Here is a 24,790-nt window from a genome sequence, read left to right on the forward strand (position 1 = left end):
ACGGCGGCGACTAGGATGACTTGATCGTGCCAACCCGTCGGCCCTTGCGCCGATACAGCAAGAGCGGCGCACAGCGGGCCTCGTCGTGATAGATGCCGACGCAGTCCAGGCACTGGAAGCAGTCGTTGTAGCGAATGCTGCCGTTTCGGTCGATGGCGTCGTAGGCGCAGCGGTGGCGGCAGGTTTGGCAGGGTTGGCCGCATTCGGCGCGGCGCGGTAGCCAGTCGAGCAGCCGCAGCTTGCCGCCAATGACCATCGCCGCGCCCAGCGGGCACAGATAGCGGCAGAAAAATTTGTAATACACCGCGCCCAGCGCCAGCAGGCCGAGTGCATAGAGCACGAAAGGCCAGGCGCGGTCGAAGCCGACGGTGATGGCAGTCTTGAAGGGCTCCACCTCGACCAGACGCTCGGCCATGGCGGGCGCGAGTGCGGCACTGAGCACCAGTGCGAGCAGGATGCCGTAGCGGCTGCGGTCGAGCGCGAGCGCCAGACGCGGCGGGAGGCGGCGTGCTCGCAGGCCCAGGCGGGCGCCCAGCAGGGCGGCGAATTCCTGCAGCGCGCCAAAGGGGCACAGCCATCCGCAGAAGCTGCCGCGCCCCCAGATGAAAAAGCTCAGCAATGTGAAAGCCATGATCAGCAGCGACACCGGGTCGTACAGAAAACTGGTGAGCGCGTGCCCGGCGGCGAGCGTCTTGATGGCGCCGGTGATCTGCACGATGGACAACTGACCTTGTGCCATCCAGCCGATGTAGATCAGCGTGAAGGCCAGAAACCCGAGGCGGAAGATACGCAAGCGGCGCGCCGACCGGCTCAGCCAGCGCGGCCGGGCTAGCGCGATGCTGAGGATGAGCAGGGCGACGCCGATGATCGACAAGTCGACCGCGCGCTCGCGCCAGGCGATCAGCCACTCGGGAGGCGGCGCGGGGGGCAGTCGGAAGTAGTCAGCCGGCGGGGTGTAGGCCAGGGGGGCGCTGCGGTGGATGCGTTGCGGCAGGATCTGCCCGCGCTGACGGGTGAAGCTCAGTTCAAAAGTCTGGGCGGCCGCCGGGTCCAGCCCCGACAAGGGCGAGGTGCGCAACACCAGCGCGGCGTTGAGTGCCGGCGCGCCGGGCGGAGGAGTGGGGGCCGTGTCGAAATCGCGCAGCTCGAAGGGCGTGCCGTGTTGTTGCAGACTCAGCCGCTCGGGGGATGTGCCGCGCACAAAGCGCGCGCCAATGAAGCTGTCGGGCCCGGTGGTGGCGACCCACCAGGCGTGCTGGCCGGGTTCGAGAAATTCACGCAGATGGGCGTAGCCCGCGTCGCCGAGAATGGCCCGACCGATGGTCGGTGCGTTCAGGTAGGCGACATAGAGTTCGGTGACGAGGGCGTCGGGGCGCGCGTCCGAGGCGTCCAGCCCGGCGCCATCGGTGCCGGCAAATAAGGCGTCGACATCGGCGTGGGTGAGGCGAAGCCGCGCGATGCTGCCGTCGGCAAGTAGTTGCGCGAAGCTGCGCACCTCGAAGCGATCTTCACGCACCTCGGCCGGTGGTGTTTGCTGCGCCGGGCCAGCGAAGCCGAGCTGGGTGCGGGCGACGGCGAGCGCGGCGGTGAGTACGGTCTGGTTGGCGATGCGCACCGAGGCGGTGGCCTTGGTGACGCCGTCGAGCACCACCCGGTCGGACTGGCTTTGCCGCGTGTTGCTGCGGTCCGAGTAGGCCGTGGACACGGTGATGGACTGGCTCAGATTCAGCCCGGCGTATTGGGCAAGAAAGTCGCGCAGCGGGGCTTCGCCCAGACCGCTGAGAAACACCGGTTCATGCTGGCGCAGCAGTTGGACGTCGAGCAGTTGGCCGGTGGTGTCGATCTGGATGAGCAGGTTGTAGGGCGAACCTTCAAAGCCCGGGATAGGCGCGAGGTCGATCGATTCGAACACCCAGCCGACGGGGCCTGCGTCGGGCGTCAGCTCACTGTGGATTGGCCAGGCCGGGGTGTCGGCCGGTTTTTCGCCGACGACCAGCGGCGGCGAGATGCGCCGTGTGATATCGGCTCGACTCAGTTGGCCGGCCGTGGCTGACGCGGCGGCGAACAGCCCGACGCACAGGGCCAGCGCGCGCCATGCGTCGTGTCGGATCACACCTCGATCAGCCCGCTGCGCACGGCGATCAGCGCCAGTTCGGCGGCGTTGCTGGCGTTGAGTTTTTGCTTGATGCGATACAAATGGGTGCCCACCGTGCTCGGCGCGAGGTGGTGGGTGTCGGCCACTTCGGCCACCGAGCGGCCGAGAGCGAGTTGCTTGAAGACGGTGAATTCCTTGTCCGACAATTGCGCGACCGGGTCGCTGTCGCTGAACTGCGCCAGTGCCAGCCGGGGGGCGAGTTCAGGGTCGATGTAGCGCTCGCCGCGCGCCACACAGCCCACGGCGCGCACCAGCTCGTCGGGTCGCGCGCGTTTGCACAGGTAGCCGGTGGCGCCGCCCTTGAGCGCGCGGGCCGGGATCTGCATGTCGTCATGGGCCGAGAGCATCAGCACCCGGGCGCCGCGGTGGTGGGCGGTCAGGCGTTCCAGCGTGGCGAGGCCGCCCTGGCCGGGCATGGAGACATCCATCACCAGTGCGTCGGGTCGGTGCTCGGCAAACAGCGCGATGGCCTGCTCACCACTTTCTGCTTCGGCTAGGACGGTGGCGCCAGCGCCTTCGAGCAGGAGTCGAAAACCCATGCGTACGACGGCATGGTCGTCGGCAATGACAAGGCGCAGTCCGGTCAGCGGTTGGGGGTTCATGAGGGTTCTCCTGGGGTGAAGGCGTGCTGCGGTATGTTCTGGCCCATGGCGGTGCTCGGCCAGGGGAGGTGGATGCTGAGCGTGGTGCCGGCGCCGGGCGTGGCGGCAATGTGAAGCCGGCCATGGCGGGCGGCGAGGCGCTCGCGCATGCCGGTAAGACCGAGGCGGCCGGTGGGCGTGGCGGGGTCGAAGCCGCGGCCGTCGTCGGCAATCGTGAGCGCGAGGCCGGTGGTGCTGGCGTCGAGCCGCACGCTGACGTGATGCGCGTTGGCGTGGCGCGCCACATTGGTGAGCGCCTCTTGGACCAGGCGCAGCACGGTGAGGCTGAAGCTGGCGTCGAGTGTGGCGGGCAGCGGTGCGAGGCCGAGCTGCAGGTCCACCGCCGGGTAGCAGTTGCGCCAGTGGGCGCAGTAGGCGGTGAGCGCGTCGTCGAGCCGGGCCGGGGTGTCGGCGCCGGGCTGGCGCAGGCGTTCGAGAATGGCGCGTACGCCGTCCTGCATCTGGCCGGTCATGGCCAGAATGGCCTGGGCGTTACCGTGCAGGCCGGCGTCGTCGCGGCTTTTCTGGGCGATGGCGCCGGTGATGGCGCGCACCGCGGTGATGCCCTGGCCGAACTCGTCATGCAACTCGCGGGCGAGCTGGCGGCGCTCTTCTTCGAGCCGGGCGGTGACTGCGCGGGCAAAGGCCTGGTCTTCTTCGAGGCGGGCGTTCTGGTCGAGCGAGGCGGCGAGTTGGCTCGCCATCTGGTTGTAGCGCTCGGCGAGGCGATCGAGCTCCAGGCTGCGCTGGCGGGGCAGGCGAATGTCGAAGCGGCCGTCGCCCGTGTGCGCGAGCGCGGTTTCGAATTCGGTGAGTGGGGCTAGTGCGCGGTCGATGGCACGACGCACGGCCACGCCGAGCAGGATCAGGATCGCCAGCGCCCAGCCGGCGGCGGCGATGGCGTTGTCCCAGGCGTCGAGCACCGAGCGCGAGGCGTCGGGCAGCAGGCGGATGTGCAAGTTCGGGCCGGTGATCACGCGCGGCGCGAAGTCGGGGGTGAGCAGGGCGGCGAACCACGCCGGGGCGTCGCGCCCGGCTTTGTAGGTTGGTGCGGGGGAGCGGTAGCGTAGCGCGCCACTGGCGTCGTGCACCTCTAGCGTATTGGCGCGTACCCGGCCGACCGCCGCCAGTTGCTGCACGATGTGTTCGGGGTCGGCCGCCGCGTCTTGCGAAATCACGGCAACCCATTGTTCGGCCACCCGCGTGGCCGCCTCGATTTCTTCATGGATGGCGTCGCGCGTGGCGGCCAGCCACAGCGAGCCGCCGAAGAGCATCAGCACCGCGGCGGCCAGGGTGACCACCAGGCTGACGCGGGTATCGAGGCGGGCGCGGGGGTGCATCAGCGGCCATCCCAGGCGTAGCGCACGCCGATCCAGCCGGCGCGGCCGCGCAGGCCGAATTCGAGGCTGCGCGTGACCACTTGCTCCAGGAAGGGGTCGGCGGCCAGGGCGTTGGGCAGGGTGCAGGGGTTGTCGGGGTCGGCGCAGCCCAGTTCGATGGGGCTGGGGGCGCGGTTGCTCTGGCTGACGCCGCCATACACGGTCAGCGCCGGGCTGGCTTGCCAGGTGAGGCCGAGTGCGGGGTTGAGCTTGTTGTAAGTGAAGTCGCCGTCGAGGTTGGGGGCGGTGCGGTTGAGCTTGTCGCGGTTGATGACATGGGTGTGGTTGTAGCGGGCGGCGGCGGTCAGTTGCACGGTGGGCGCCAGGGCGATGGTGTCGGTCACATACACGCTGGTGGTGAGGGTGCGGCCGGAGAGTTTGTTTTCCAGTTCGCTGGCTTCGTCGGTGTCCACGCCGCGGTTGTCGGTCAGTTCGCCTTCCTGCGCGGTCTGCGAGAAGCGGGCGTGGCCGCGGTCATGGCTGACGCCAAGGGCGAATTGGTGGCGTTCGGCGTAATGCGTCCATTGCAGGCCAAGGCCGGCGCCGTTCTGGTCGGTGGCCGTTCGGTTGAGCACGCCGGTCTCGTCCGGGGCGGCGCCGATCATGCCGCCGGTGACCCAGTTTTCGTAGGCGTCTTCATAGTCGTCGTTGGCGTCGCCGTTGAGGGTGCGCGAACGGGTGCGGCGCAGGTAGGCGTTGGCGGCGAGGCGGTCGCTGTCGCTCAGCCAGTGGCTGGCCGACAGCGCCAGCAGGGTGCTGCGGTTGCGGGTCTGGTCGGGGTGGGTGAACACGGTGTTGCGGTCATCGCTCAGCAGGCTGGTGGGCGTCAGCCCGTTGCCGATGAGGTCGGTGTTGGCCTGGGCCAGCGTGAGCGCGATGTCGGTGGTGGCGGTCGTCCAGGCCAGCTTGCCGAAGAGCTGGCCGGCCTCGGACGGGGAGCGTTCGCGCAGGGCGTCGCCGGCAACGAACCACGACAGTTCGTCTTTGGAACCGCCGTGTGACAGGCTGGCACGTGTGCGACCGAAGGACCCGCTCGACAGGCTGGCTTCGCCGCCGGGGTGGGTGTCGCCGCGCTTGGTGTGCAGGCCGATGGCGCCGCCCTGGGTGTTGAGGCCGTAGAGCGGGTTGGCGCCGGGGGCGAGGGTGAGATCGGCAATGGCCGACTGCGGGATCAGGTCCCAGCTCACCACGTCGCCGAAGGTTTCGTTGAGGCGCACGCCGTCCATGAACACCGACAGGCCCTGCGGCGTGCCGAGCAGCGGGCTGGCGGTGAAGCCGCGGTAGTTGAGGTCGGCCTGCAGCGGGTTGCCGGTGACTTCGTTGATCGACACGCCGGGCAGGCGGCGCTGGAGATTCTCGGCCAGCGAGGCGCCACCGGCGTGGCGCAGCGCGCTGTCGTCGAGCGTGCGGATGGCCGAGGGGATGTGGTCGCGCGGGACATCGAGGCCGGGCAGCGGCGCGGTGCCGACGACTTCGACGGTGCCGAGCGTGGCCGGATCGGCCGCATGGGCGGCGGTGCCGAGGGCGGCTAGCAGGAGGGCGATGGGGGTGTGTTTGATCATGGGTCAGTGCGTGACCGGATGGCTGGATACGTGGAGTGCGCCTTCTTCGGCTGCGGGGTAGAGATGGCTCACCGAGCGCGGGAACTCGGCGTCGATCACCGCCAGCTGGCGGAAGATCTTCGGCAGCGGCAGGCGCATGACTTCGGTCATGTCGAGGCCGGCGGCGGCGCTTTGGGTAAGCAGGCCGTCCAGCCATTTGAGGTAGTCGCGCGTCTGGCGGATCGGACCGGCGTCGGCGGCGACCGGGCCGTGGCCGGGCACGATGTGTTTGAAGGGCCGGGCTTCGAGCACGTCGAGGCTGTCGAGCCAGCGGGCGATGGTGGCATGCGGGGTGGTGGGGGTGCGGTCGTGGAAGACGAGGTCGCCGGCAAAGAGCACGCCGGTGGTGTGGTCGAGCACGGCCAAGTCGCCGGCGGTGTGGCCGTCGAGCGCGAGCAGCTCGAAGCGGTGGCCGCCGATCTCGATGATGCCCGCGACCAGTGCCTCGGTCGGCACCACCACTTCGGTGTCGCGCATGGCGTCGCCAACCAAACGGAACATGTTTTCGTTGAAGGCTTTGCCGTCGGTTTCGATGTCGGTGAGGGTGCGCGCCAGGGCGCCCAGGGTTTTGGGTGCAAAGGCCTGGTTGCCAAGGAAGTGGTCGGGGTGGTGGTGGGTGATCCACACCTTGACGATGGGCTGGTCGGTGATGCGTGCGATGGCGGCGACGGTCTGCTCGCCGTACTGGCGTGAGGGGCCGCTGTCGATGACGACTACGCCGGCGTCGGTAACGACGAAGGCGGTATTGACGATGCGACCGCCGTTGGCGAAGGAGAAGTCTTCTTGCGCGCCTTCGAGCACCCAGGTGTCGGGCGCGATTTGGCGCGGCGCGAGCGCGTAGTCGAAGCCGGCCGCGGTGGCGTGGACGGCAATGAGGGCGAGAAGGGCGAGCAGGCGCTTCATCGTTCCACCTGCGCGTTGACCTTGTTGCCGTTGTTGTCGCGGCCGGTGATCTGCACCGAGGCCAGGTCGGTCACCGTTGGCGGCAGGTCGAGTGTGAACAGCGGGTTTTCGCTGACCGGCTCGAAGGCGTCGATCTCCATCAAGACGCGCTGCTGGCCGTCGGTGATGGCCAGTTGCTCGATGTAGAAGGCGGGGATGCTCGCGGCCAGGCCGGTGTCCATCGGGTGGATGATTCGCAGGCGCACCCGGTTGCCCTCGGGGCGCGACCAGATACGCCCGCTCACTTCATTGAGCCGGCGCTGCCACTCGGGCGAGGCCGAGCCGGTAGAGGGCACGGTGCAGCCGCCGCCGGTGGTGATGACCCAGGTGCCGCCCACATGCCACACGCCATCGGCGGTGCGGGCCGCGGCGCGCACGGGCGACGACTGCTGCAGCTTGATACGAAAGGCCAGCTCCGGCCGCGCGGTCTTGGGGCGGAAGGCCAGCACCTTGGTGATCGGGTTGAAGTCGGCAAACACCAGCACCTCGACCACCTCGGGCAACGCGGTGGCGTCGACTGCGATAGGCACGTTCATCGAGTCTTCGGCGGTGAGTGGGCCAGTGACGCTCACGCGCGGGTCGAACACCACGGTGGCCTCGGCGGCAAAGAGCTGCGCGCGCATGTCGCCCCAGCGGGCGGAGTCGAGCGGATCGGGCTCGGCGAGAGCCAGCGTGGCCCACAAGGCGAGTCCAATCACGGCAAAGCGCGGCAGTGCGGGCATTCATGTCTCCTGATCGGCGTGGTGTGCACGCTCTGTTTGATAGCGCTGATAACCGCAAGCGGCGTGCCAGCTCGGCGCGGTCGGGGTCGATGCCGCGCAATCGCTGCCACCCACCGGGGTTTGGCGTGCATGTGCGTCCGGGCTGTATTGCCGCCTGGCGTGTCATGCCCGCACAGGTGTTTCACTTTGGAGCACGTGACGTGTTTCGAAGCAGCCCGTGCATCTGCGGCTGATCAGATCGCTGGGCGCGATGGGCGGCGCGATACGTGTTCAGGACTCGATGACGGTGCTGATAGCGAGTGTTGGCGCGCGCTTGAACGGTGATCGCTCTGCCCAGGTGCGACATGTGTCGCTCAATGGCATGCCTCTTGCGGAAGACCCCTGCCATGTCCTGGTTTTGCCCGCCTGGGTGAGCACAGGGCAGGACAAGAAAACTCAAGGAGGTTACTCAATGGAAGGCAGGAGCAAATCCAACAAGCACTGGGCCGCCGCAGTCTCGCTGATCGCCGCTTCGGTGATGGGCATGGGCAGCATCCAGGCAAAAGGCGTGAGCGACGCCGACATCGTGCAGGATGCGGCTACCGCGAACGATGTGGTGTCCTTTGGTATGGGCACGCAGGGGCAGCGCTATTCGGCGCTGGACAAGATCAACACCGAGTCGGTGAAAGATCTGGTGCCGGTGTGGTCGATGTCCTTTGGCGGGGAGAAGCAGCGCGGGCAGGAATCGCAGCCGCTGATTCACGACGGCGTGATGTTCGTCACCGCCTCCTACAGCCGCATCTTCGCGCTGGATGTGAAGACCGGCAAGAAACTGTGGAAATACGAGCATCGCCTGCCCGACGGCATCATGCCGTGTTGTGACGTGGTCAACCGCGGCGCCGCACTGTTTGGTGATCTGGTGATCTTCGGCACGCTCGACGCGCAACTCGTGGCGCTGAACCGCGAAACCGGCAAGGTGGTGTGGAAAGAGAAGGTCGACGACTACCACGCTGGCTACTCGATGACGGCTGCACCGATCATCGTCAAGGGCATGGTCATCTCCGGCGTGTCCGGCGGTGAGTTCGGCGTGATCGGCCGTGTCGAGGCGCGCGACGCCCTGACCGGCAAGATGAAGTGGGTGCGTCCGGTGGTCGAAGGCCACATGGGCTACACCTACGGCGCCGACGGCAAAGCCAAGGACAATGGCGTCTCCGGCACCACCAACGCCACCTGGCCGGGCGACCTGTGGAAGACCGGCGGCGCAGCCACCTGGGCCGGCGCCACCTATGACCCGGAAACCAACCTGATCTTCGCCGGCACCGGCAACCCGGCCCCGTGGAACAGCCACCTGCGCCCGGGCGACAACCTGTTCTCGTCCTCGACCGTGGCGATCAACCCGGAAAACGGCAAGATCGTCTGGCACTATCAAACCACGCCGCACGACGGCTGGGACTACGACGGGGTGAACGAGTTTGTCTCCTTCGACTACGTCAAGGACGGCAAGACCATCAAGGCCGGTGGCAAGGCCGACCGCAACGGCTTCTTCTTCGTGCTCGACCGCACCAACGGCAAGCTGATCAACGCTTTCCCGTTCGTGAACAAGATCACCTGGGCCAAGAGCATCGACCTGAAGACCGGCCGCCCGGTGTATGACGATGCCAACCGCCCCGGCGACCCGACCAAGGGCGCTGACGGCAAGAAGGGCGAAGTGGTCACCTCCGCACCGTCCTTCCTCGGTGGCAAGAACCAGCAGCAGATCGCCTACAACCCGAAGACCGGCTACTTCTATGTGCCGGCCAACGAGTGGGCGATGGACATCTGGAACGAGCCCGTGTCGTACAAGAAAGGCGCCGCTTACCTGGGCGCTGGCTTCACCATCAAGGCCTTGAACGAGGACTACATCGGTGCGCTGCGTGCGGTCGATCCGGTCACCGGCAAGATCGTGTGGGAAAACAAGAACTACGCCCCGCTGTGGGGTGGTGTGCTCACCACCGCCGGCAACCTCGCCTTCTATGGCACGCCTGAGGGCTACCTGAAGGCGCTGGACGCCACCACCGGCAAGGAAGTGTGGAGCTTCCAGACCGGCTCCGGCGTGGTCGCACCTCCGGTCACCTGGGAGCAGGACGGCGAGCAGTACATCGCCGTGGTCTCCGGCTGGGGTGGCGCGGTGCCGCTGTGGGGCGGTGATGTCGCCAAGCGGGTGAACTTCCTTGAGCAGGGTGGTTCGGTGTGGGTGTTCAAGCTCCACAAGAGCTGATCCACCGCGTTTGACCTTCTCCGACGGGGCGGCATGCGCGAAACGCTGCGCATGCCGCCCCGTTTGCGTGGACGCTGCGACGGGGTGCGTCATCGGCGCTGGCCCTGAGCGGTTTCGACGAAGCTGCGGATGGCCCAGATCAGCTCTGTCGGAAGAATGTCTTTCCATGGCGGCATGTGTTCGATGCCGAGTTTGATCTTGCCTTTTTCGACCGTGCTGCGGAAATACACATCTGCGTCGGTCAGGCAGCGGCGCTTGAGATCCGGCTCGGGCACGCGAGCACAGATACGGCCGATGCGGCGCAGGTCAGGGGCAGGCGAGCGACTCGCGTCGGCATCGACGCCATGGCAGCTGGCGCAACTTTGATTGAAGGCGTCGCGGCCGATGGCGATCGCGCGCGGGTCGTTTCGATAGGGGTTGGTCTCGCCCTCAGGGTTGGCGAGCGGAGCGAGTGCCGAGCTGTCGACTTCCGGCGCACGCGGTGTCGTGGCATGTGCGGGTGCCATCAGCGCGCTGGCGCAGAACAGACCGATGGCGGCGAGGCGGCGGGCGTGGTGGGTTGGTGTGGGTGGCATGAGATGGTCTCCTGTCGGCGTGCGCTACCAGCCGGTTGGGCAACCCTGGCAGTTTTCAAAATCAGCGTCGGGGAAGATGGTGAAGCGGGTCACACAGCCCTCCATTCGAGTGCCGCGCAGATTGACCGTCGCAAATTTCGCCTCCTGCAAATTGGCCGAGACCAGTTGAGCGCCTGCGAGCCAGGCGAAGTTCAGCCGCGCGAACTCCAGGCTGGCCCCCGTCAGATCGGCGCCGGACAAATCGCTGCGCATCAGTCGTGCGGCTTCCAGATCGGCGCCCACCAGTGTGGCGTGGCGGAAATTGGCGGCCGGTGCGTTGGCTTTTTGCAGGCGTGCGGCGGTGAGGTTGGCCCCCTCGAGGTTGGCGCCGGCGAGGTTGGCGGCACGCAGGTCGGCCCGCGTCAGATTGGCGCCGCGCAGGTCGGCACCCGCGAGGTTCTTGCCGAGCAGATCGGCGTGGCGCAGATCGGCGCCGGGGCAACGGGTATAGGGCCAGATTGGGCAACCGTTGATGACCAGCGTTTCCACCGCATCGGTCGATGCGGTATCGGCGGCGCTGGCCTGGCTGATCAACGCTGAGGCGATCAGGGCGATGGGCAATGCAGATCGGGTCATGGTGTGGGTTCCGGGGTGCGCCGGGGCAGCCTGTGGGCCGCCCCAGGCTTTTCGCCTTAGTTGGCAGCCAGTTGCTTGGGCAGTTTGAACACCCAGAACGAACCGCCTTGGGTGACCTGGCGGGTCAGCTCAGCCAGATCGCCACCCCACAGCGGTACCGCTCCACCGTAGCCGGACTGGATGCCGACATACTGCTCACCATCCATTTCCCAGGTGATCGGTACCGAGACCACACCCGAGCCGGTCTGGAACTTCCACAGTTCGTCACCCGTCTTCGCGTCAAATGCCTTGACGTAGCCGTCGGAGGTACCTGAGAACATCAGGCCGCCCGCGGTGGTGAGCGTACCGGCCCACAGCGGGAAGGCTTCCTTGTGTTCCCAGACGATCTTGCCGGTCTTGGGGTCGATGGCGCGGAACACGCCGACATGCTCGTCATGCAGCTTCTTGATGCGGAAGCCCTGGCCGAGATAGGCCGATCCCGCCTTGTAGGTGAGATGTTCGGTCCAGTAGTCCATCGCCCATTCGTTGGCCGGGATGTAGAACAGGCCGGTGTCCGGGCTGTAGGACATGGGCATCCAGTTGGTGCCACCGAGGAAGGGCGGAGAGACGAAGACCGAGTCGCCCTTGTCGGCGCCCTCCTTGGGCTGTGGTGGGCGGTTGTTGTTCTCGATCGGCTTGCCAGTTTTCAGGTCGAAGCCGGTCGCCCAGGTGATGCCATCAACAAACGGCCACGCGCCGATCAGCGACGTGGGCCTGTTGGGGTAGCCCGCCCCTTTGGCCAGCTTCTCGCGGTCGGTGACGAAGAAGAAGCCGTTGCGGTCGGCGTGTGCCGAGGCCTTGACCTGGTTGCCGGTCTTCGGATCCTTGTACTCGAAGAGCACCACCGAGTTGTTGCCCGAGAAATCCCAGGCGTCGTTCGGGGTGTGCTGGTAGAAGCCCTTGAGTTCGCCGGTGCTGGCGTCGACATAGGCCTGGCCGGAGGTGAACAGGCTGTCCCAGTTGCGCGGATCGTCGCCGGGGGCGGTGCGCTTCCAGGTGTTCCACGGCGCCGGGTTGCCGGCACCGATGACCACCATGTTGTTCTCAATGTCGAAGCTGGCGGTCTGCCAGGGCGCGCCGCCGCCGTGGCTCCAGGCCTCGACCTTGCCGGTGGGCGACTTCGGGTCATTCGGCCAACTCGGCGCCTTGGCGTCGCCGGTCGGCGTGCTGTCTTTGCCATTGAGGCGGCCCATGTGGCCCTCGACCATCGGTCGTGCCCACACTTCCTCGCCGGTGTCGGGGTCGCGCGCAAACAGCCAGCCGACCACGCCGAATTCGTCACCCGAGGAGCCGTGCACGAGCAGGACTTTGCCGCTCTTCTGGTCTTTCACCACAAACGGTGCGCCGGTCATCGTGTAGCCCACCTTGTGGTCGGCGAACTTCTTCTTCCACACGACTTTGCCGGTGTCCTTGTTGAGCGCCACCATGGCGGCGTCAAGCGTGCCGAAGAACACCTTGTCGCCGTAGATGGCCGGACCCCGGTTAACCACGTCGCAACACGGGCGGATGTCATCGGGCAGACGATGCTCGTATTCCCACAGGCGTTTGCCGCTTTTGGCATCAATGGCGAAGAAGCGCGAGTACGACGCCGTCACATAGATGACGCCTTCGTGCACCAGCGCCTGGGCTTCCTGACCGCGCTGCTTTTCGCCACCAAAGGAAAAACTCCAGGCCGGGGCCAGCGCGGCGACCGTTTTCGTGTTGATCTGCTTGAGCGGGCTGTGACGCTGAGCCTTGAGGCCCAGACCGTAGGACAGAACATCGGTGGTCGTCTGGTGGTCGTTCTGGATGTCTTCCCAGCTCACCAGTTTGGCCGCGGTGGCGGGCATGGCAATGCAGGCCGCGATGGCCAGCACGAGGGGGCGCATTTGAGGCCGAAATGGCAGGGGGCGTGGTGTCATGGTGGTTCCTTGTCTCCGGGTGTGAATGCTGTTGATGTGTCCGCCGGCTCGGGTGTTTGCGGCGCAGCGTTGAGTGACGCACTCAGTATCGGGTCCGGTCTTGGCGACGGCGCGGGACGCTTTCCCGCGCGAACCGGGAAATTTTCCCGGCGACCACGCCGGTGCAGGCACGTCGCTTGCGAAGGAGTCATCCAGAAACGGAGGCGATCCATGGACTTGCGACACAAACTCGTGCTGTACCTCGGCGCTGCGCTGATGGCCTTGCTGGCGGTCGCCTGTACGCTGGTGCTGACGTCCTTGCGCGAGGATGTGGCCGAGGAAATGGCGGCGTCCTCCCATCTGGCGACCCTGTTGCTGGCGGTAGCCGAGCGCGGTCCGCAGGCACTGGGCGCCATCGGAACACATGAACTGCGCCATCTGGCGGTGGAGCAGGAGCGTCCCGATATGGAGCGACCGCTCCAGAATGAATCACTGGCGCTGGTCGATGCCATTGCGGCGTGGTTGCCGGGAGACGACGCCGAGCCCGCCGCCGAGCAGCGTTTTTCCCTCGGCGCCGACACCTTCGTGATCCGTGCGGATCCGCGCAGCGAAATTGACGAGATCGTTCACGACGCTTCGCGTCTGCTCGCCGCGCTGGCGGCCTTCGGCGTGCTGTCGTTGCTTTCGGTGTGGTGGGCAGTCGGGCGCGCGTTGTCGCCAGTTCGTGATCTGGAGCGTCGTCTCGAAGCGATTGGCGAGGGGTGTTTCAGCCACGGTGCTGCCAGTTTTGAGCTGCCTGAGTTCGACCGAATCTCGCGGGCGATCGATCAACTCGCGGCGAAGTTGGCCGCGGCGCAGGCGCGCGAAGGCGATCTGACGCGCCGTCTGATCACCGTGCAAGAAGAAGAGCGTCGCGATATCGCCCGCGAGCTGCACGACGAACTGGGTCAGTCGCTGGTGGCTATCGCCGCGTCGGCCAGCTATATCGAGCGCAACGCCATGCGCGCTGAACCGTCGGCGCTGGCCGAGTCTGCCGCCACGATTCGCGGCGAATCCGGTCGGGTTCAGGCCCATGTGCGTGAGTTGCTCGCCCGCCTCAAGCCCCACGGACTCGAACACATGGGCGTACTCGCTGCCGTGCGTGAGCATGCCCACGGCTGGGCGGCGCGTGCCGTTGGCATCACGACGACCATCGATCTCCCCGGCGCCTTGCCGCGGCTGTCGGCCCCTGCTGCGCTGGCGCTCTACCGGACCTTGCAGGAAGCCTTGACCAATGTGCTTAAACACAGCGGCGCGACGCAGGTGCGTATTGCACTGGAGGCCGTCGGCCAGCATCTGCGCATGTGCGTGATCGACAACGGTCGGGGCCGTGCCGCGGCGGTCGCGCGAGATGCCGGCAACGGCATCCGCGGCATGCGTGAGCGCGCCGCCATGGTCGGTGGCCTCCTGCGCATTGAAGACGCGCAAGCGGCTGGCGTGATGATTGCTTGGGAACTCCCACTCGACGCCACAAAAAGGGAGGGCGCATGATCCGTATTCTTCTGCTCGACGACCACAACATTGTGCGGTCCGGTTATCGGCGCCTGATTGATGCCGAGCCGGACATGTGCGTGGCCGCCGAAGCCGCCACCGTTGATGATGCTTACGCCGCCGCGCGCGATACCGCGCTCGATGTCGCCGTTGTCGACCTCAGTCTGCGCGGTGCGAGCGGTATCGAGGCTACGCGGCGCATCCTGGCCCGATCGCCCGGTATTCGGGTGTTGGTGCTCACCATGCATGACAGCCCCGGTTTCGTGACCCAGGCCTTTCGTGCCGGTGCCATGGGCTATCTCACCAAGAGCAGCGATCCGGGCGAGCTGATCGGCGGCATCCGGCAGGTTGCGGCAGGTCGCCGGGTGCTGTCGGCGGATGTTGCGCAAGGGGTGGCCAACGCGGCGCTTGAAGAGGACGACCTGTTCTCGCGACTGACACCGCGCGAGTTCGAAGTCCTGCGCATGGCCGCCAGCGGCGAATCGCCCCCGCGCATCGCGCTGCACATGCACCTGAGTCACAAAACCATCCTCAACCATCTCTCGGCGGTCCGCCAGAAGCTGGACACCGAAACAGATTTCTCGCTTCTCCGGCTGGCGGCACGTCACGGTCTCGTCGAACTTCCGACCCCGTCGTCCGTCCCGTGCTGATCCAGACGTTATTCAACCAAAAATAGGAAACTGAAAACCATGACCCGCCGTCACTCTTTGAATTGCACCGCTGCCGCGCTCCTTGGCCTGAGCCTGATGACCGGCGCCTTCGCCGCCGACCGTGGCACCCCGCGCGAAGCGCGCGCCCTGTTCGACCAGGCCGTCAAGTACATGCAGGCCAACGGCCCCGAGCGTTCCTTTGCTGCCTTCAACAATCAAAAGGGCAAGTTCGTCAGCAAGGATCTCTATGTGTTCGTGATCGACAACAAAGGCACCTACCACGCCAGCGGTGCCGCACCCGAAACCCTGGTTGGCCTCAACGTGCTCGGCACCACCGACGCCGCCGGCAACCCGCTCTTCCGCGACATGATCGAGACCACCGCCCGCAATGGCGAAGGCCAGGTGCGTTACATGTGGCTCAACCGCCAAACCAACCATGTCGAGCCGAAGGTGAGCTATGTGAGCAAGGTCAATGATTATGTCGTCGGCGTCGGCTACTTCGCTCCGCGCTCCACTGCTGCCGATGCGCAAAAAATGCTTACCCGCGCCATCGCCTATGCCAAGACCGAAGGTCTGGACAAAGCCAACGCGGCCTTCAACGACCGCCATGGCGTGTTTGTGCAGAACGACCTTTACGTTTTCGCCGTCGACCTCGCCAGCGGCAACTTCAGCGCCATGGGCATGAACCCCACGCTTACCGGCAAAGACGCCGTCGGCCTCACCGACGCCGAAGGTCACGCCATCGTCAAGGAAATGATCGACAAGACGGCCTCGGGTGAAGAGGCCGTGGTGGACTACGTGTGGCGCAACCCGGTGACCAATGCCGTCGAGAAAAAGCGCTCGTATGTGCGCCGCGAAGGTGGGGCGCTGATCGGGGTCGGGTATTACCAGGAGTGATCGTGGCTGGTGTCGGCCGCCGATGATGGCAAAACCTTGTGCACTAACCGACCTAATCTACTAACATCATTCGCCTCGGTCCGGACAAAAAGGCATTCCGATCCGTCCGGGCTATCGATGTCCGGAACGAGGTGATGAATGATGGTTCGGTGGCTCTATGCATGTGGATTCTTGTTGGCGTTGACCGCGTGCGACAACGGTAGTGTGCCTGCGGTCCGTACGGTGGCACAGGCGCCGGACAAAGCCATGGCGGACCCCGCACCCGCGCCGGTCAGGAAGCGTGTTGCGCTGGTCATGAAAACACTGACCAACCCGTTCTTTGTGCAGATGGAGCAGGGCGCGCGTCGTGCAGAACGGGCGCTCGATGTAGACCTCCTGGTCAGAACAGCGGCTCAGGAGACGTCCATCGAGCAGCAGATCCAGATCGTCGACGACATGATCGCTGCGAAGGTGGACGCCATTGTTATCGCGCCCGGTGATTCGCAGCGCCTGGTGCCGGTGTTGAAGACGGCAATTGACGCGGGCATCAAGGTCGTCAATATCGACAATCGGCTCGATCCGGAGGCCATCCGTCAAGCCGGCATGGCGCCGGTGCCCTTCATCAGTGTCGATAACGAGAAGGGCGCCTATGCGGCAGTACGTTATCTCGTCAAGGGCCTCACCGAGCCCGCAGAGGCCGTCATTCTGGAAGGCATCCGCAGCGCTGACAACGCTAGACAACGCTTGATGGGCGCTCAGCGCGCAATGGCAGAGAATCCGCAGGTGACGCTGGTCGCCTCGGAGAGTGCCAACTGGAAGATAGACGAAGGCTACACCGTGTCCGAGGCGCTGTTTGCCCGGCATCCCGGGGTCACGCTGCTCTTTGCTTCTAATGACATGATGGGACTGGGGGCGCTGAAATATCTCCAGGACACGGGCAAGACGGGCGTGCGCGTCGGCGGCTTCGACGCCCTGGACGAAGCTGTGGTCGAAGTCGAGGCGGGCCGGTTGGCGGTGACGGTGGACCAGCAGGCGGCGGAACAGGGCTTTCAGGGCGTTGCCATGGCCATGCGGCTGATCAATGAGGAACCTACTCCGGATGTGGTATTAGTCGACACACGATTGGTGACCGCCGACAGTCTTAAAAAATAGCGCGGCACTTGCGGGAGGGCTCTGGTGAAGCGCAAGCGGCGGATCGGTATTGCCGTCAGTCTTTTGGGGTATTTGCTGCTGGCCGGCATCGTGCCGCTCACGCTGCTGGCCGTGTCGTCATTCGACATTTCGCGTCGCATCATCATTGAGCAGGCGGGCGAGTTCCACCACCAGCGCATGACCGATCTGAGCGCCTATCTCACGCTGTATGCCGACCAGATCGAAGACCTTGCCGCCGACGTGGCGGGCAACGAGGCGCTGAGCGAGGCGCTGGACGAACACACCCTGCCAGCCGGGACCGATACCTTTTCGGTCCTGAAGACCCAGGCGCAGATTGGCTACATTCTGAATAGCTATGTGGGCATCAAGGGGCTGGTGTCGATCGACCTGTTCTCGCCGGAAGGCAGGCACTTTCATGTCGGCGATACGCTCGACGCCCGCGATCTCGATCAGGCGCGCGTGCCGGAGATGCTGCGCGAAGCGCGCCGGAGCGCGACGTCAATCCACTGGCGCGGCATCGAGGATAACCTCAATCGCGCGTCGACCCAGAAGAAAGTGCTGATGGCAACACGGGTCGTGCGGCATTTCAGACCGGAGACCGGCACCACGGAGGTGGTCGGCCTGTTGGTCATCAACATCGACACCCGCGTCATCATGAACGAGTTCCTCGCGGCGGTGAAAACGCCCGATCGGCTCACGCTCATGCTGCTCGACCAGAAAGGACTTTTCGTCTATCACAGCGACTCAGGAATGCTCGGTTTGCCGGCCGCGACCGGCTTTGCCGATGTGCTGCGAGCGGACGCGCCTGTTCGCGAACTGAGGCTCGACGAGGAAGACGTGATTCTGGCCGCCGTACCGGTAGCGCGCACCGGGCTGCAGTTGGCGGGGGCGCTGCCGCGCAGCGTGCTGGTCGCGCCGACCAATGCGCTGATTTACGCTGGCGTGGTGCTCTTGCTCATTGGTATTGCTGCAATCGGCCTGATTGCCTGGCGTTTCACGCGCCGCGTGGTGGCACCGGTGCGAGATGTGTCGGAGGGGTTCGGCCGCCTCAAGGACCATCCCGACGACATTCCGGCGCCCTTGGCGCTGGCCGATACCGAGGACGAGATCAGCGATATGGTGACCGGCTTCAACCGCCACCTCGAGGTGCTCGCGGCACAGCGAGTTGTCGCCCACGAGCTGTATGAAGCGCAACAGGCCGCCGAGTCTGCCAATCTGGCCAAGAGCCGCTTTCTCGCGACCATGTCGCACGAACTACGCACCCCGATGAATGCGGTACTGGGCATGGCGCAGCTGTTGCAGTTGCCCGAATTGACTGAAGCCGAGCGCAAGGAATACGCGGGCACCATTCTGAGTTCCGGTCAGTCGCTGCTGAGCTTGCTCAACGATATCCTCGATTTGTCCAAGATCGAGGCCGGGCGGATGGCGCTGGAGTCTGGCGAGTTCGAACCGGCCCTGTTGCTCGACGAGGTCGAAACCCTGTTCAGCCGAACAGCCAATGCCAAGAGCATTAAATTGAATGCTGAGTGGAACGGGCGCACCGGGCGGCGCTATTTGGGCGACGCGTATCGGGTGCGTCAGATGCTGGTCAATCTGATTGGCAATGCCATCAAATTTACCGCCAAGGGCAGTGTGCGCATCGAAGCCGGTGAAGTGGTAACTGACGGCACAAAGGCGGTGCTCGAATTTGCGGTCATCGATACCGGCATCGGCATCCCGGATGCATCGAAGGAAATGGTCTTTGAGGCCTTCTCACAGGCAGACGACTCCGTTACGCGCAAGTACGGCGGCTCTGGTCTGGGTTTGTCGATCGTGCGTCGGCTCGCCCGGTTGATGGGGGGGGATGTCGGTGTCGATAGCCGTTCAGGGGTGGGTTCGCGTTTCTGGTTTCGTATTCAGGTCCAGCGTGTTGATGAGTGTGATGAGGTCGGCGTCGCCACTCGGTCGGTCATGGACGTGGGTGGGGTGGGCAGTTTGAGCGGCCATGTGTTGGTGGTGGAGGATCAGCCGAGCAATCAGAAGGTCATCAAGGCCTTGCTCGGCCAGCTAGGCGTGTCTGTCACCGTGCTGGACGATGGCCAACAGGCGGTGGCGGCGCTTGAGGGTGGCATGGCTGTCGATCTGGTGCTGATGGACATCCAGATGCCGGTGATGAATGGCGACGATGCCACCGCCCGAATCCGACAGTGGGAGACACAAGGCCGCCGACCCAGATTGCCGGTGATCGCCCTCACCGCCAATGCTTACGAAGGCGACCGGCAGCGTGCGCTGGCGGCAGGCATGGATGATTTTCTTGCCAAGCCGGTGTCGATCAGTCTCCTGCGAACCAGCCTCGCCCGGTGGCTGCCCGCCAGGCCCCCCGAGCCCGCTGCAACGGCGTCATCGATGCTTGCGCCAGACGCCCCAAGGGCACCGCTGGCTGCTCAGGCGCCCGAGTGCGACCCTCGCATCGAGACAATTCTGGCGCGCCTGTTCCCGCTGCTGGCTGAACGCAAATTCGATGCGCTCGCGGTGTTTCGCGACTTGCAGGCGGCCGTGGTTGGTACCCCACAGGCCGCCGGGGTGGCCGAGGCCGGAAAGTCACTGTCGGTGTTTCAATTTGCTGACGCGATGCAGCAATTGCGCGAAACCTTTGCTGTGACTGACACACCGGACGATCCATGCTCACGATGAACAAGCCAGCCGTTCTGGTGATCGACGATACGCCGAGCAACTTGCATACGCTGTGCGCCGCCCTGGCCAACGAGTTCGACGTGCGGGTGGCGTTGAGCGGGCCTGAGGGGCTTGCGTTGGCGGTGGCCGCGCCGCCAGACATCATTTTGCTGGACGTGATGATGCCTCAGATGGACGGCTACGAAGTGTGCCAGCGGCTCAAGGCGCTCCCGTCGCTAGTGCATGTGCCAGTCGTGTTCGTGACTGCCCTGGACGACCTCAGTGCCGAAGTCCGCGGCCTGCATCTGGGCGCGTCCGACTATTTGAGCAAGCCCGTCAATGTCGACATCGCCCGCTTGCGCATCCGCAATCTGGTGGAGCGCGAGCAGTTGCGCAAGGAAGTCGATGCCCAGCGCGATGCGCTGACGCAGCATCGCGATCATCTGGAGGCGATGGTCGAAGCACGCACCGCGGACTTGTCGACAGCGCGGGAGGCGGCCGAAGCCGCCAGCCGGGCCAAGAGCATCTTTCTGTCTAACATAAGCCACGAGCTGCGCACCCCAATGAACGCCATCATGGGCATGACGGCCGTGGCTCAGCGCCGCACCGACGACCCGGCGCTGCGTGGTTGCCTGTCTCACGTCGATCGTGCCGCCCGCGATTTGCTGGCACTGCTCAACAACATCCTCGACATCGCCAACATCGAGGCCGATCGGCTGACCCTGGCGTGGGTCGATTTCACCTTCGACGAGGTGCTGGACACGCTCCGTGCTCAGGTGCAGCACCCCGCGGCACAAAAGCAACTGGCGCTGCACTTTGAAGTGGCGCCGACGCTGGCCGCGCTTCCGCTTCGCGGTGACCCGGTGCGCCTTGGCCAGATACTCCTCAACCTGACCGGCAACGCCATCAAATTTACCGGCGCCGGTCAGGTAGTCGTGCGGGCGGCGCTATGCACGCAGAATTCCGATGAGGTGAATGTGCGCTTCGAGGTGCAGGACACCGGCCCCGGGATGACGGCGGCGGAACGGGATCGCTTGTTTGTCCTGTTCGAACAACTCGATGGTTCAACCACCCGCAGCCATGGAGGCACCGGCCTTGGGCTGGCGCTCAGCCAGCGTCTTGCACGGATGATGGATGGTCAGATCGGCGCGAGTAGCACGCCAGGCGTCGGTAGCACGTTCTGGCTTACCGTCCGGCTGACGCGGGCGGCGAAACACACGCCGCCCGCACCGCCGAATGACCCGGTCGATTTAGCGCAAGTCCGCCTCCAGGCCGACTTTGGCGGTGCGCGCATATTGCTGGCGGGCGATGAGCCGCTCAGCCAGGAATTGTCGCGCGTGCTGCTGGAGGACGTCGGTCTGGTGGTGGCGGTGGCCGAGACCCGGAGCGAGGCGCTGGCGATGGCCGGCCGTGCCGGCTACGACTTGATCCTGATGGATCTGCATGGATCCCGGATGGACGGTGTGGATACCGCCACCGCGATCCGCGCTTTGCCGGAGCACCGGCAGACCCCGATTCTCGCACTGACCGCCGACACCGACCTGTCGGATGCCGAGGCCCGTCGTGCCGCCGGGGTGAGTGCGCAGATCCACAAACCCGTCTACCCCGAACAACTTTACGATGCTGTGGTGAAGTTGTTGGCACAGTCGCGCCCGTCCGCCTCCGCCAGCTGAGCGGCCGGGTTGCGTGTCACCGTGTGTGGGCTTCGTACTCGCCGCGAAACTTCCGCGGTGTGTCACTTCAGCCGAAAGCCCACAGCGCGGTCGGTGCGACGCGAAGCCGGTGCGCTGATCGGGGTCGGGTACGACCAGGAGTAAAGGCGATCCACGCCGCCTGACTCGCCATTAACGGCGCCGTGATCCCAGGGTCTGGATTGAGCAGGGAGCGTCGATGCTGACGTGATGGTTGATGTGGAACGACATACGGCGGCGCCCTACGCGGGATGTTGATTCAAAGTGAATAAGCCACTTTGTTCTCTTTGACGGTGACCTTGCCGGTTGATTGCAATTGCTGGAGCAATGAAGCCAACTCTGCTTTTGAGAGACCTTTTGGGTAAAGCGAGGCGATAGTGGTCGTCAGCGTCTTGAGGGTGCGCGGCTTGGAATTGCCTCGCCGCTTCAGATTGGCAACAACGAAAGCGAATTTGTCGTCTTTTGTTTTGGCGACCGATGGTGCTTTGGGTGGTTTCTTCGATGGCGTTGCTGTTTTGGTAGAAGTGACGCTGTTCGGGCACTTGAATTGCCCTTTTTGATTGAGAACGACCTGGAATTTCTCTTTGAGTGACATGCTACCGAGCAGGGCATTGACCGATTTGCAGCATGCAACGCAGTTCTCGTCGTTGTTGCTTCCACCGTTGGAACTGGCGAACAGATGTTCAACGCTTGCCTCCGCTTTCGGTAATGGTTGCTTGCAGAAGAAGCACAGTCCTCCTTGGACAAACATCAAGCGGTCAAGTGGTTTTGTGGGCATAAGCTTCAAACTACAAGTCGCCTCGTATTTGACGAAAAATATCGCGTCAAGGCGTACCTTTGGGTGCTGGCCGAGGTGCCGGCCATCGCCAGCATTGGCGCGTCCTGTCATATCCAGAACGGATTAAACGCGACTTGGTCGAGAACGGCAAGCGGCACCCGGCGGGAATCGAGGGATTTCCGTCGGGTGCCGCGATCGTTGGTGGCGTCGTTCGCGACGCCGACGTTCGGTGAGGTGTCGGTGTCTGCGTGGTGGAGTCAGCCGCGCTCGACGACGACTTCGCTGATCTGCAGGATGGGCGCGAGGTCGGTGTAGTTGGAGATGTCGGCCATGATCTCGTCGGCGTGGGGGCCGAAGGCGCTCTGGAAGGCCTCGACGGAGTCGCAGAAGATGTGGCACATGCCGACGTAGGTGGCGGGCTCGTCAGGGGCGCCGCCGGCGAGTCCTTTGTCGACGGTGTAGTAGCGGCAGGCCGCGCCGAGGCGGGACTTGACCATGGGCATGTGGGTGTCGCGGTAGTAATCGTGGTCGAAGCGGGCGCCCGGGGTGTTGGGGTACATGACGCTGACTTTGATCATGGGGTGTCTCCTGTCTTTTCAGGCGGGGTAGGTTGGGTTGGTTGGGTTGAGCGGAGCGAAGCCCAACGCGATGGTTCGAATGTTTTTCTCGTGGCGAGGTGGCGGTTGTTGGGCTTCGCTGCGCTTAACCCAACCTATGTGTCCTTTGATTTACGTTGGTTCGTTGGGCGGGTTGTTTGGTGTGGCATTGTCATCCTGACGCAATTTCCGGTACAGCGTGGTTCGGGTGATGCCGAGCTCTCTTGCTGCGGCCGAAACGTTGCCGCCGTGGCGTTGCAGGCAGGCGCGGACGAGGCGTTGTTCGCAGCTGCGCAGGTCTTCGGCGGCCGGGGTGTGGGCCGGGGTGTTGGCGATGGCGGTGACGAGGTCTTCGGGCAGGTGCTTGAGATCGATGACGGTGTCGGTGTCGTCGAGCAGGGCGATCATGACGCGCAGGGCGTTCTTGAGTTGGCGGACGTTGCCGGGCCAGGGGTAGGCGCGTAGTTGGCTGCGCACGATATCGGCCAGGCGGATGGGGCGGCCGTCGGCGGCGTCGGCGAGCAAGGTGTCGAGGAAGCGGTCGAAGTCGGCGCGCTCGCGCAAGGCGGGCAGGGTGACGGAGAGGCCGTTGAGCCGAAAGAGCAGGTCGGCACGGAAGGCGCCTTCGGCGACCAGGGTGTGCAGCGGCCGGTGGCTGGCGCAGACGAGGGCGATGTCGATAGGGGTTTCATCGCTGCTGCCGAGCGGGGTGACGCGTCGGGTTTCGAGCACGCGCAGCAGCACGGCTTGCAGGGTGAGTGGCATGTCGCCGATTTCGTCGAGAAACAGGGTGCCGCCGTCGGCATCTTGGAGGCGGCCGGGGGCGCCTTTGGCTTTGGCGCCGGTGAAGGCGCCGGCGGCGTAGCCGAAGAGTTCGGATTCGATCAGCGTGGCGGGAATGGCGGCGCAATTGACGGCGACGAAGGGCGCGTCGCGGCGCGGCCCGTCGGCGTGGTAGGCGCGGGCAAAGAGTTCTTTGCCGGAGCCGGTTTCGCCCTGGATGAGCAGCGGGATGTCGTGCCCGGCGATGCGTCGGGCGCGGCGGATGGCCAGCTGCATGCGCGGGTCGCCGTGGTCGAGCGTGTCGAAGCCGCTTTTTGGCCCGGTGGTTTTATGCAGCACCGTGGGCACCGCCTGGCTGTAATGCGGGGTCGGTGGCGGCGGGTTGCGCCACTGCAGGCGGGCCGACAGCGCGGGCGGCGGTGAGGTGCGCAGCAGAATCGGGCCGGTGGCACAGGCCTCGACGAGATGCGGCAGGCGGCGCCAGTCGCGCTGAAAGCAGGTGGTGAAGTCGGGCAGCGCGGTGGGGTCGGCGAGGCCGAGCAGGGCGCGGGCGCGACGGTTGCAGCCGATCATGCGGCCGGCGTCGTCAAACAGGGCGATGCCTTCGATGGGCGTGCCGAGCATTTCGGCGTGGGGGCTGAAGCGCACGATGACTTTGCCGGTGTCGAGCGATTCGATCAGCCGGTGTTCGATCATCTCGGCGGTGGAGGTGAGCAGTGCCTGGGCGTGAGGCAGGGTGACGCGGGTGTCGCTCGATAGGTCAAGGATGCCGAGCATGCCGCCGGTGGGGGCGTGGATGGGCGTGGCGATGCAGGTGAGGAAGCGGTTGCGCTCCAGAAAGTGTTGCTCGCCGCACACGGCAATGGTGCGCGATTCATGCGCGACGGTGCCGATGGCATTGGTGCCCATCACCGCTTCGCGCCAGTGGGCGCCGGGGGCGAGGGCGACGCGCTGGGCACGGTCGACAAAATCGCCGTCGCCCACGGTGCGCAGCACCAACCCGTCACGGTCGGCCAGCAAGACCATGGATGATGACTGGGTGAGCTGACGATGCAGGTATTCCATGACCGGCTGGGCAAAGCTCATCAGCCGGGCGTTGGCTTCGAGCCGCTCGGCGAGCAGCGAGCGGCTGGCGATGTCCAGATGCAGCGGATGCTCGGGGCTGAGGCCGTAGTCGGTCGAGCGCTGCCAGGAGGCGTCGATGTGCGGGGTGTTGGCAGCGGCGGGTTTGGGCGGCGACATGGGTGTCATGTCAGCAGGATTCGTGCCGCTCGTAGACGGGCGTGAACCGGTGCTT

At 65.2% G+C, this 24,790-nt stretch carries 19 protein-coding genes; 7 read left to right on the forward strand and 12 right to left on the reverse strand.

What is annotated here, in order from left to right:
- Positions 1 to 10 precede the first annotated feature (10 nt).
- The 6 genes from FHP91_RS15425 to FHP91_RS15450 are packed head-to-tail and all read right to left on the reverse strand — an operon-like array spanning position 11 to position 7,440.
- Positions 11 to 2,113, reverse strand: a complete 2,103-nt coding sequence (locus FHP91_RS15425) for a 4Fe-4S binding protein (protein WP_186301578.1) — start codon at positions 2,111 to 2,113, stop codon at positions 11 to 13.
- On the reverse strand, positions 2,110 to 2,757 hold the full coding sequence (locus FHP91_RS15430) for a response regulator (protein WP_144310434.1): 648 nt from the start codon (positions 2,755 to 2,757) through the stop codon (positions 2,110 to 2,112). The genes FHP91_RS15425 and FHP91_RS15430 overlap by 4 nt, the downstream gene beginning before the upstream one ends.
- Complete coding sequence (locus FHP91_RS15435; RefSeq protein ID WP_144310435.1) at positions 2,754 to 4,136, reverse strand: sensor histidine kinase; 1,383 nt, start codon at positions 4,134 to 4,136, stop codon at positions 2,754 to 2,756. The genes FHP91_RS15430 and FHP91_RS15435 overlap by 4 nt, the downstream gene beginning before the upstream one ends.
- A complete protein-coding gene (locus FHP91_RS15440; protein WP_144310436.1) occupies positions 4,136 to 5,737 on the reverse strand; it encodes a TonB-dependent receptor in 1,602 nt (533 codons plus the stop codon). Before FHP91_RS15440 ends, FHP91_RS15435 begins: the two co-directional genes overlap by 1 nt.
- A gap of 3 nt (positions 5,738 to 5,740) precedes the next feature.
- On the reverse strand, positions 5,741 to 6,679 hold the full coding sequence (locus FHP91_RS15445) for a quinoprotein relay system zinc metallohydrolase 1 (RefSeq protein WP_144310437.1): 939 nt from the start codon (positions 6,677 to 6,679) through the stop codon (positions 5,741 to 5,743).
- Positions 6,676 to 7,440 (reverse strand): quinoprotein dehydrogenase-associated SoxYZ-like carrier, encoded by a 765-nt coding sequence (locus FHP91_RS15450; protein ID WP_144310438.1) that lies wholly within the window; start codon positions 7,438 to 7,440, stop codon positions 6,676 to 6,678. Before FHP91_RS15450 ends, FHP91_RS15445 begins: the two co-directional genes overlap by 4 nt.
- Positions 7,441 to 7,891: 451 nt before the next feature.
- Here FHP91_RS15450 and FHP91_RS15455 point away from each other — a divergent pair, with 451 nt between their 5' ends.
- Positions 7,892 to 9,676, forward strand: coding sequence for a methanol/ethanol family PQQ-dependent dehydrogenase (locus tag FHP91_RS15455; RefSeq protein ID WP_144310439.1), 1,785 nt, complete (start codon positions 7,892 to 7,894; stop codon positions 9,674 to 9,676).
- Positions 9,677 to 9,765: 89 nt separating this feature from the next.
- Here the strand turns inward: FHP91_RS15455 and FHP91_RS15460 are convergent, their stop codons facing one another.
- The 3 genes from FHP91_RS15460 to FHP91_RS15470 are packed head-to-tail and all read right to left on the reverse strand — an operon-like array spanning position 9,766 to position 12,806.
- On the reverse strand, positions 9,766 to 10,251 hold the full coding sequence (locus tag FHP91_RS15460; protein WP_144310440.1) for a c-type cytochrome: 486 nt from the start codon (positions 10,249 to 10,251) through the stop codon (positions 9,766 to 9,768).
- Between the two features lie 24 nt (positions 10,252 to 10,275).
- Positions 10,276 to 10,866, reverse strand: coding sequence for a pentapeptide repeat-containing protein (locus tag FHP91_RS15465; protein ID WP_144310441.1), 591 nt, complete (start codon positions 10,864 to 10,866; stop codon positions 10,276 to 10,278).
- A gap of 56 nt (positions 10,867 to 10,922) precedes the next feature.
- Positions 10,923 to 12,806, reverse strand: a complete 1,884-nt coding sequence (locus tag FHP91_RS15470; protein WP_222105225.1) for a methanol/ethanol family PQQ-dependent dehydrogenase — start codon at positions 12,804 to 12,806, stop codon at positions 10,923 to 10,925.
- A gap of 210 nt (positions 12,807 to 13,016) precedes the next feature.
- On the opposite strand from FHP91_RS15470, the gene FHP91_RS15475 reads away from it, so the two are divergent.
- The 6 genes from FHP91_RS15475 to FHP91_RS15500 all read left to right on the forward strand — a co-directional run bounded on the left by FHP91_RS15475 (position 13,017) and on the right by FHP91_RS15500 (position 21,318).
- Positions 13,017 to 14,315 (forward strand): sensor histidine kinase, encoded by a 1,299-nt coding sequence (locus tag FHP91_RS15475; RefSeq protein ID WP_144310442.1) that lies wholly within the window; start codon positions 13,017 to 13,019, stop codon positions 14,313 to 14,315.
- A complete protein-coding gene (locus tag FHP91_RS15480; protein WP_144310443.1) occupies positions 14,312 to 14,965 on the forward strand; it encodes a response regulator in 654 nt (217 codons plus the stop codon). Before FHP91_RS15475 ends, FHP91_RS15480 begins: the two co-directional genes overlap by 4 nt.
- Before the next feature lie 39 nt (positions 14,966 to 15,004).
- Entirely contained in the window at positions 15,005 to 15,862 is an 858-nt protein-coding gene (locus tag FHP91_RS15485; RefSeq protein ID WP_144310444.1) for a cache domain-containing protein, read from the forward strand.
- Positions 15,863 to 16,108: 246 nt separating this feature from the next.
- The gene (locus tag FHP91_RS15490) at positions 16,109 to 16,993 is read left to right on the forward strand and encodes a substrate-binding domain-containing protein (RefSeq protein WP_222105226.1); all 885 of its coding nucleotides are present in this window, start codon (positions 16,109 to 16,111) and stop codon (positions 16,991 to 16,993) included.
- Positions 16,994 to 17,017: 24 nt separating this feature from the next.
- Entirely contained in the window at positions 17,018 to 19,666 is a 2,649-nt protein-coding gene (locus tag FHP91_RS15495; RefSeq protein WP_144310446.1) for a hybrid sensor histidine kinase/response regulator, read from the forward strand.
- Complete coding sequence (locus FHP91_RS15500; protein WP_144310447.1) at positions 19,654 to 21,318, forward strand: response regulator; 1,665 nt, start codon at positions 19,654 to 19,656, stop codon at positions 21,316 to 21,318. Before FHP91_RS15495 ends, FHP91_RS15500 begins: the two co-directional genes overlap by 13 nt.
- 277 nt (positions 21,319 to 21,595) lie before the next feature.
- Here FHP91_RS15500 and FHP91_RS15505 read toward each other — a convergent pair whose 3' ends face one another.
- The 3 genes from FHP91_RS15505 to FHP91_RS15515 form a co-directional block, all read right to left on the reverse strand.
- Entirely contained in the window at positions 21,596 to 22,225 is a 630-nt protein-coding gene (locus tag FHP91_RS15505) for an HNH endonuclease (protein WP_246116330.1), read from the reverse strand.
- Between the two features lie 146 nt (positions 22,226 to 22,371).
- A complete protein-coding gene (locus tag FHP91_RS15510; RefSeq protein ID WP_144310448.1) occupies positions 22,372 to 22,692 on the reverse strand; it encodes an EthD family reductase in 321 nt (106 codons plus the stop codon).
- Positions 22,693 to 22,842: 150 nt separating this feature from the next.
- Positions 22,843 to 24,744 carry a sigma-54-dependent Fis family transcriptional regulator gene (locus FHP91_RS15515; protein ID WP_186301579.1) on the reverse strand — a complete coding sequence of 634 codons (1,902 nt, stop codon included), beginning with the start codon at positions 24,742 to 24,744 and terminating at the stop codon, positions 22,843 to 22,845.
- Positions 24,745 to 24,790 lie beyond the last annotated feature (46 nt).

It is taken from the genome of Denitromonas halophila, from assembly GCF_007625155.1.
GTDB classification, from domain to species: Bacteria; Pseudomonadota; Gammaproteobacteria; order Burkholderiales; family Rhodocyclaceae; genus Nitrogeniibacter; species Nitrogeniibacter halophilus.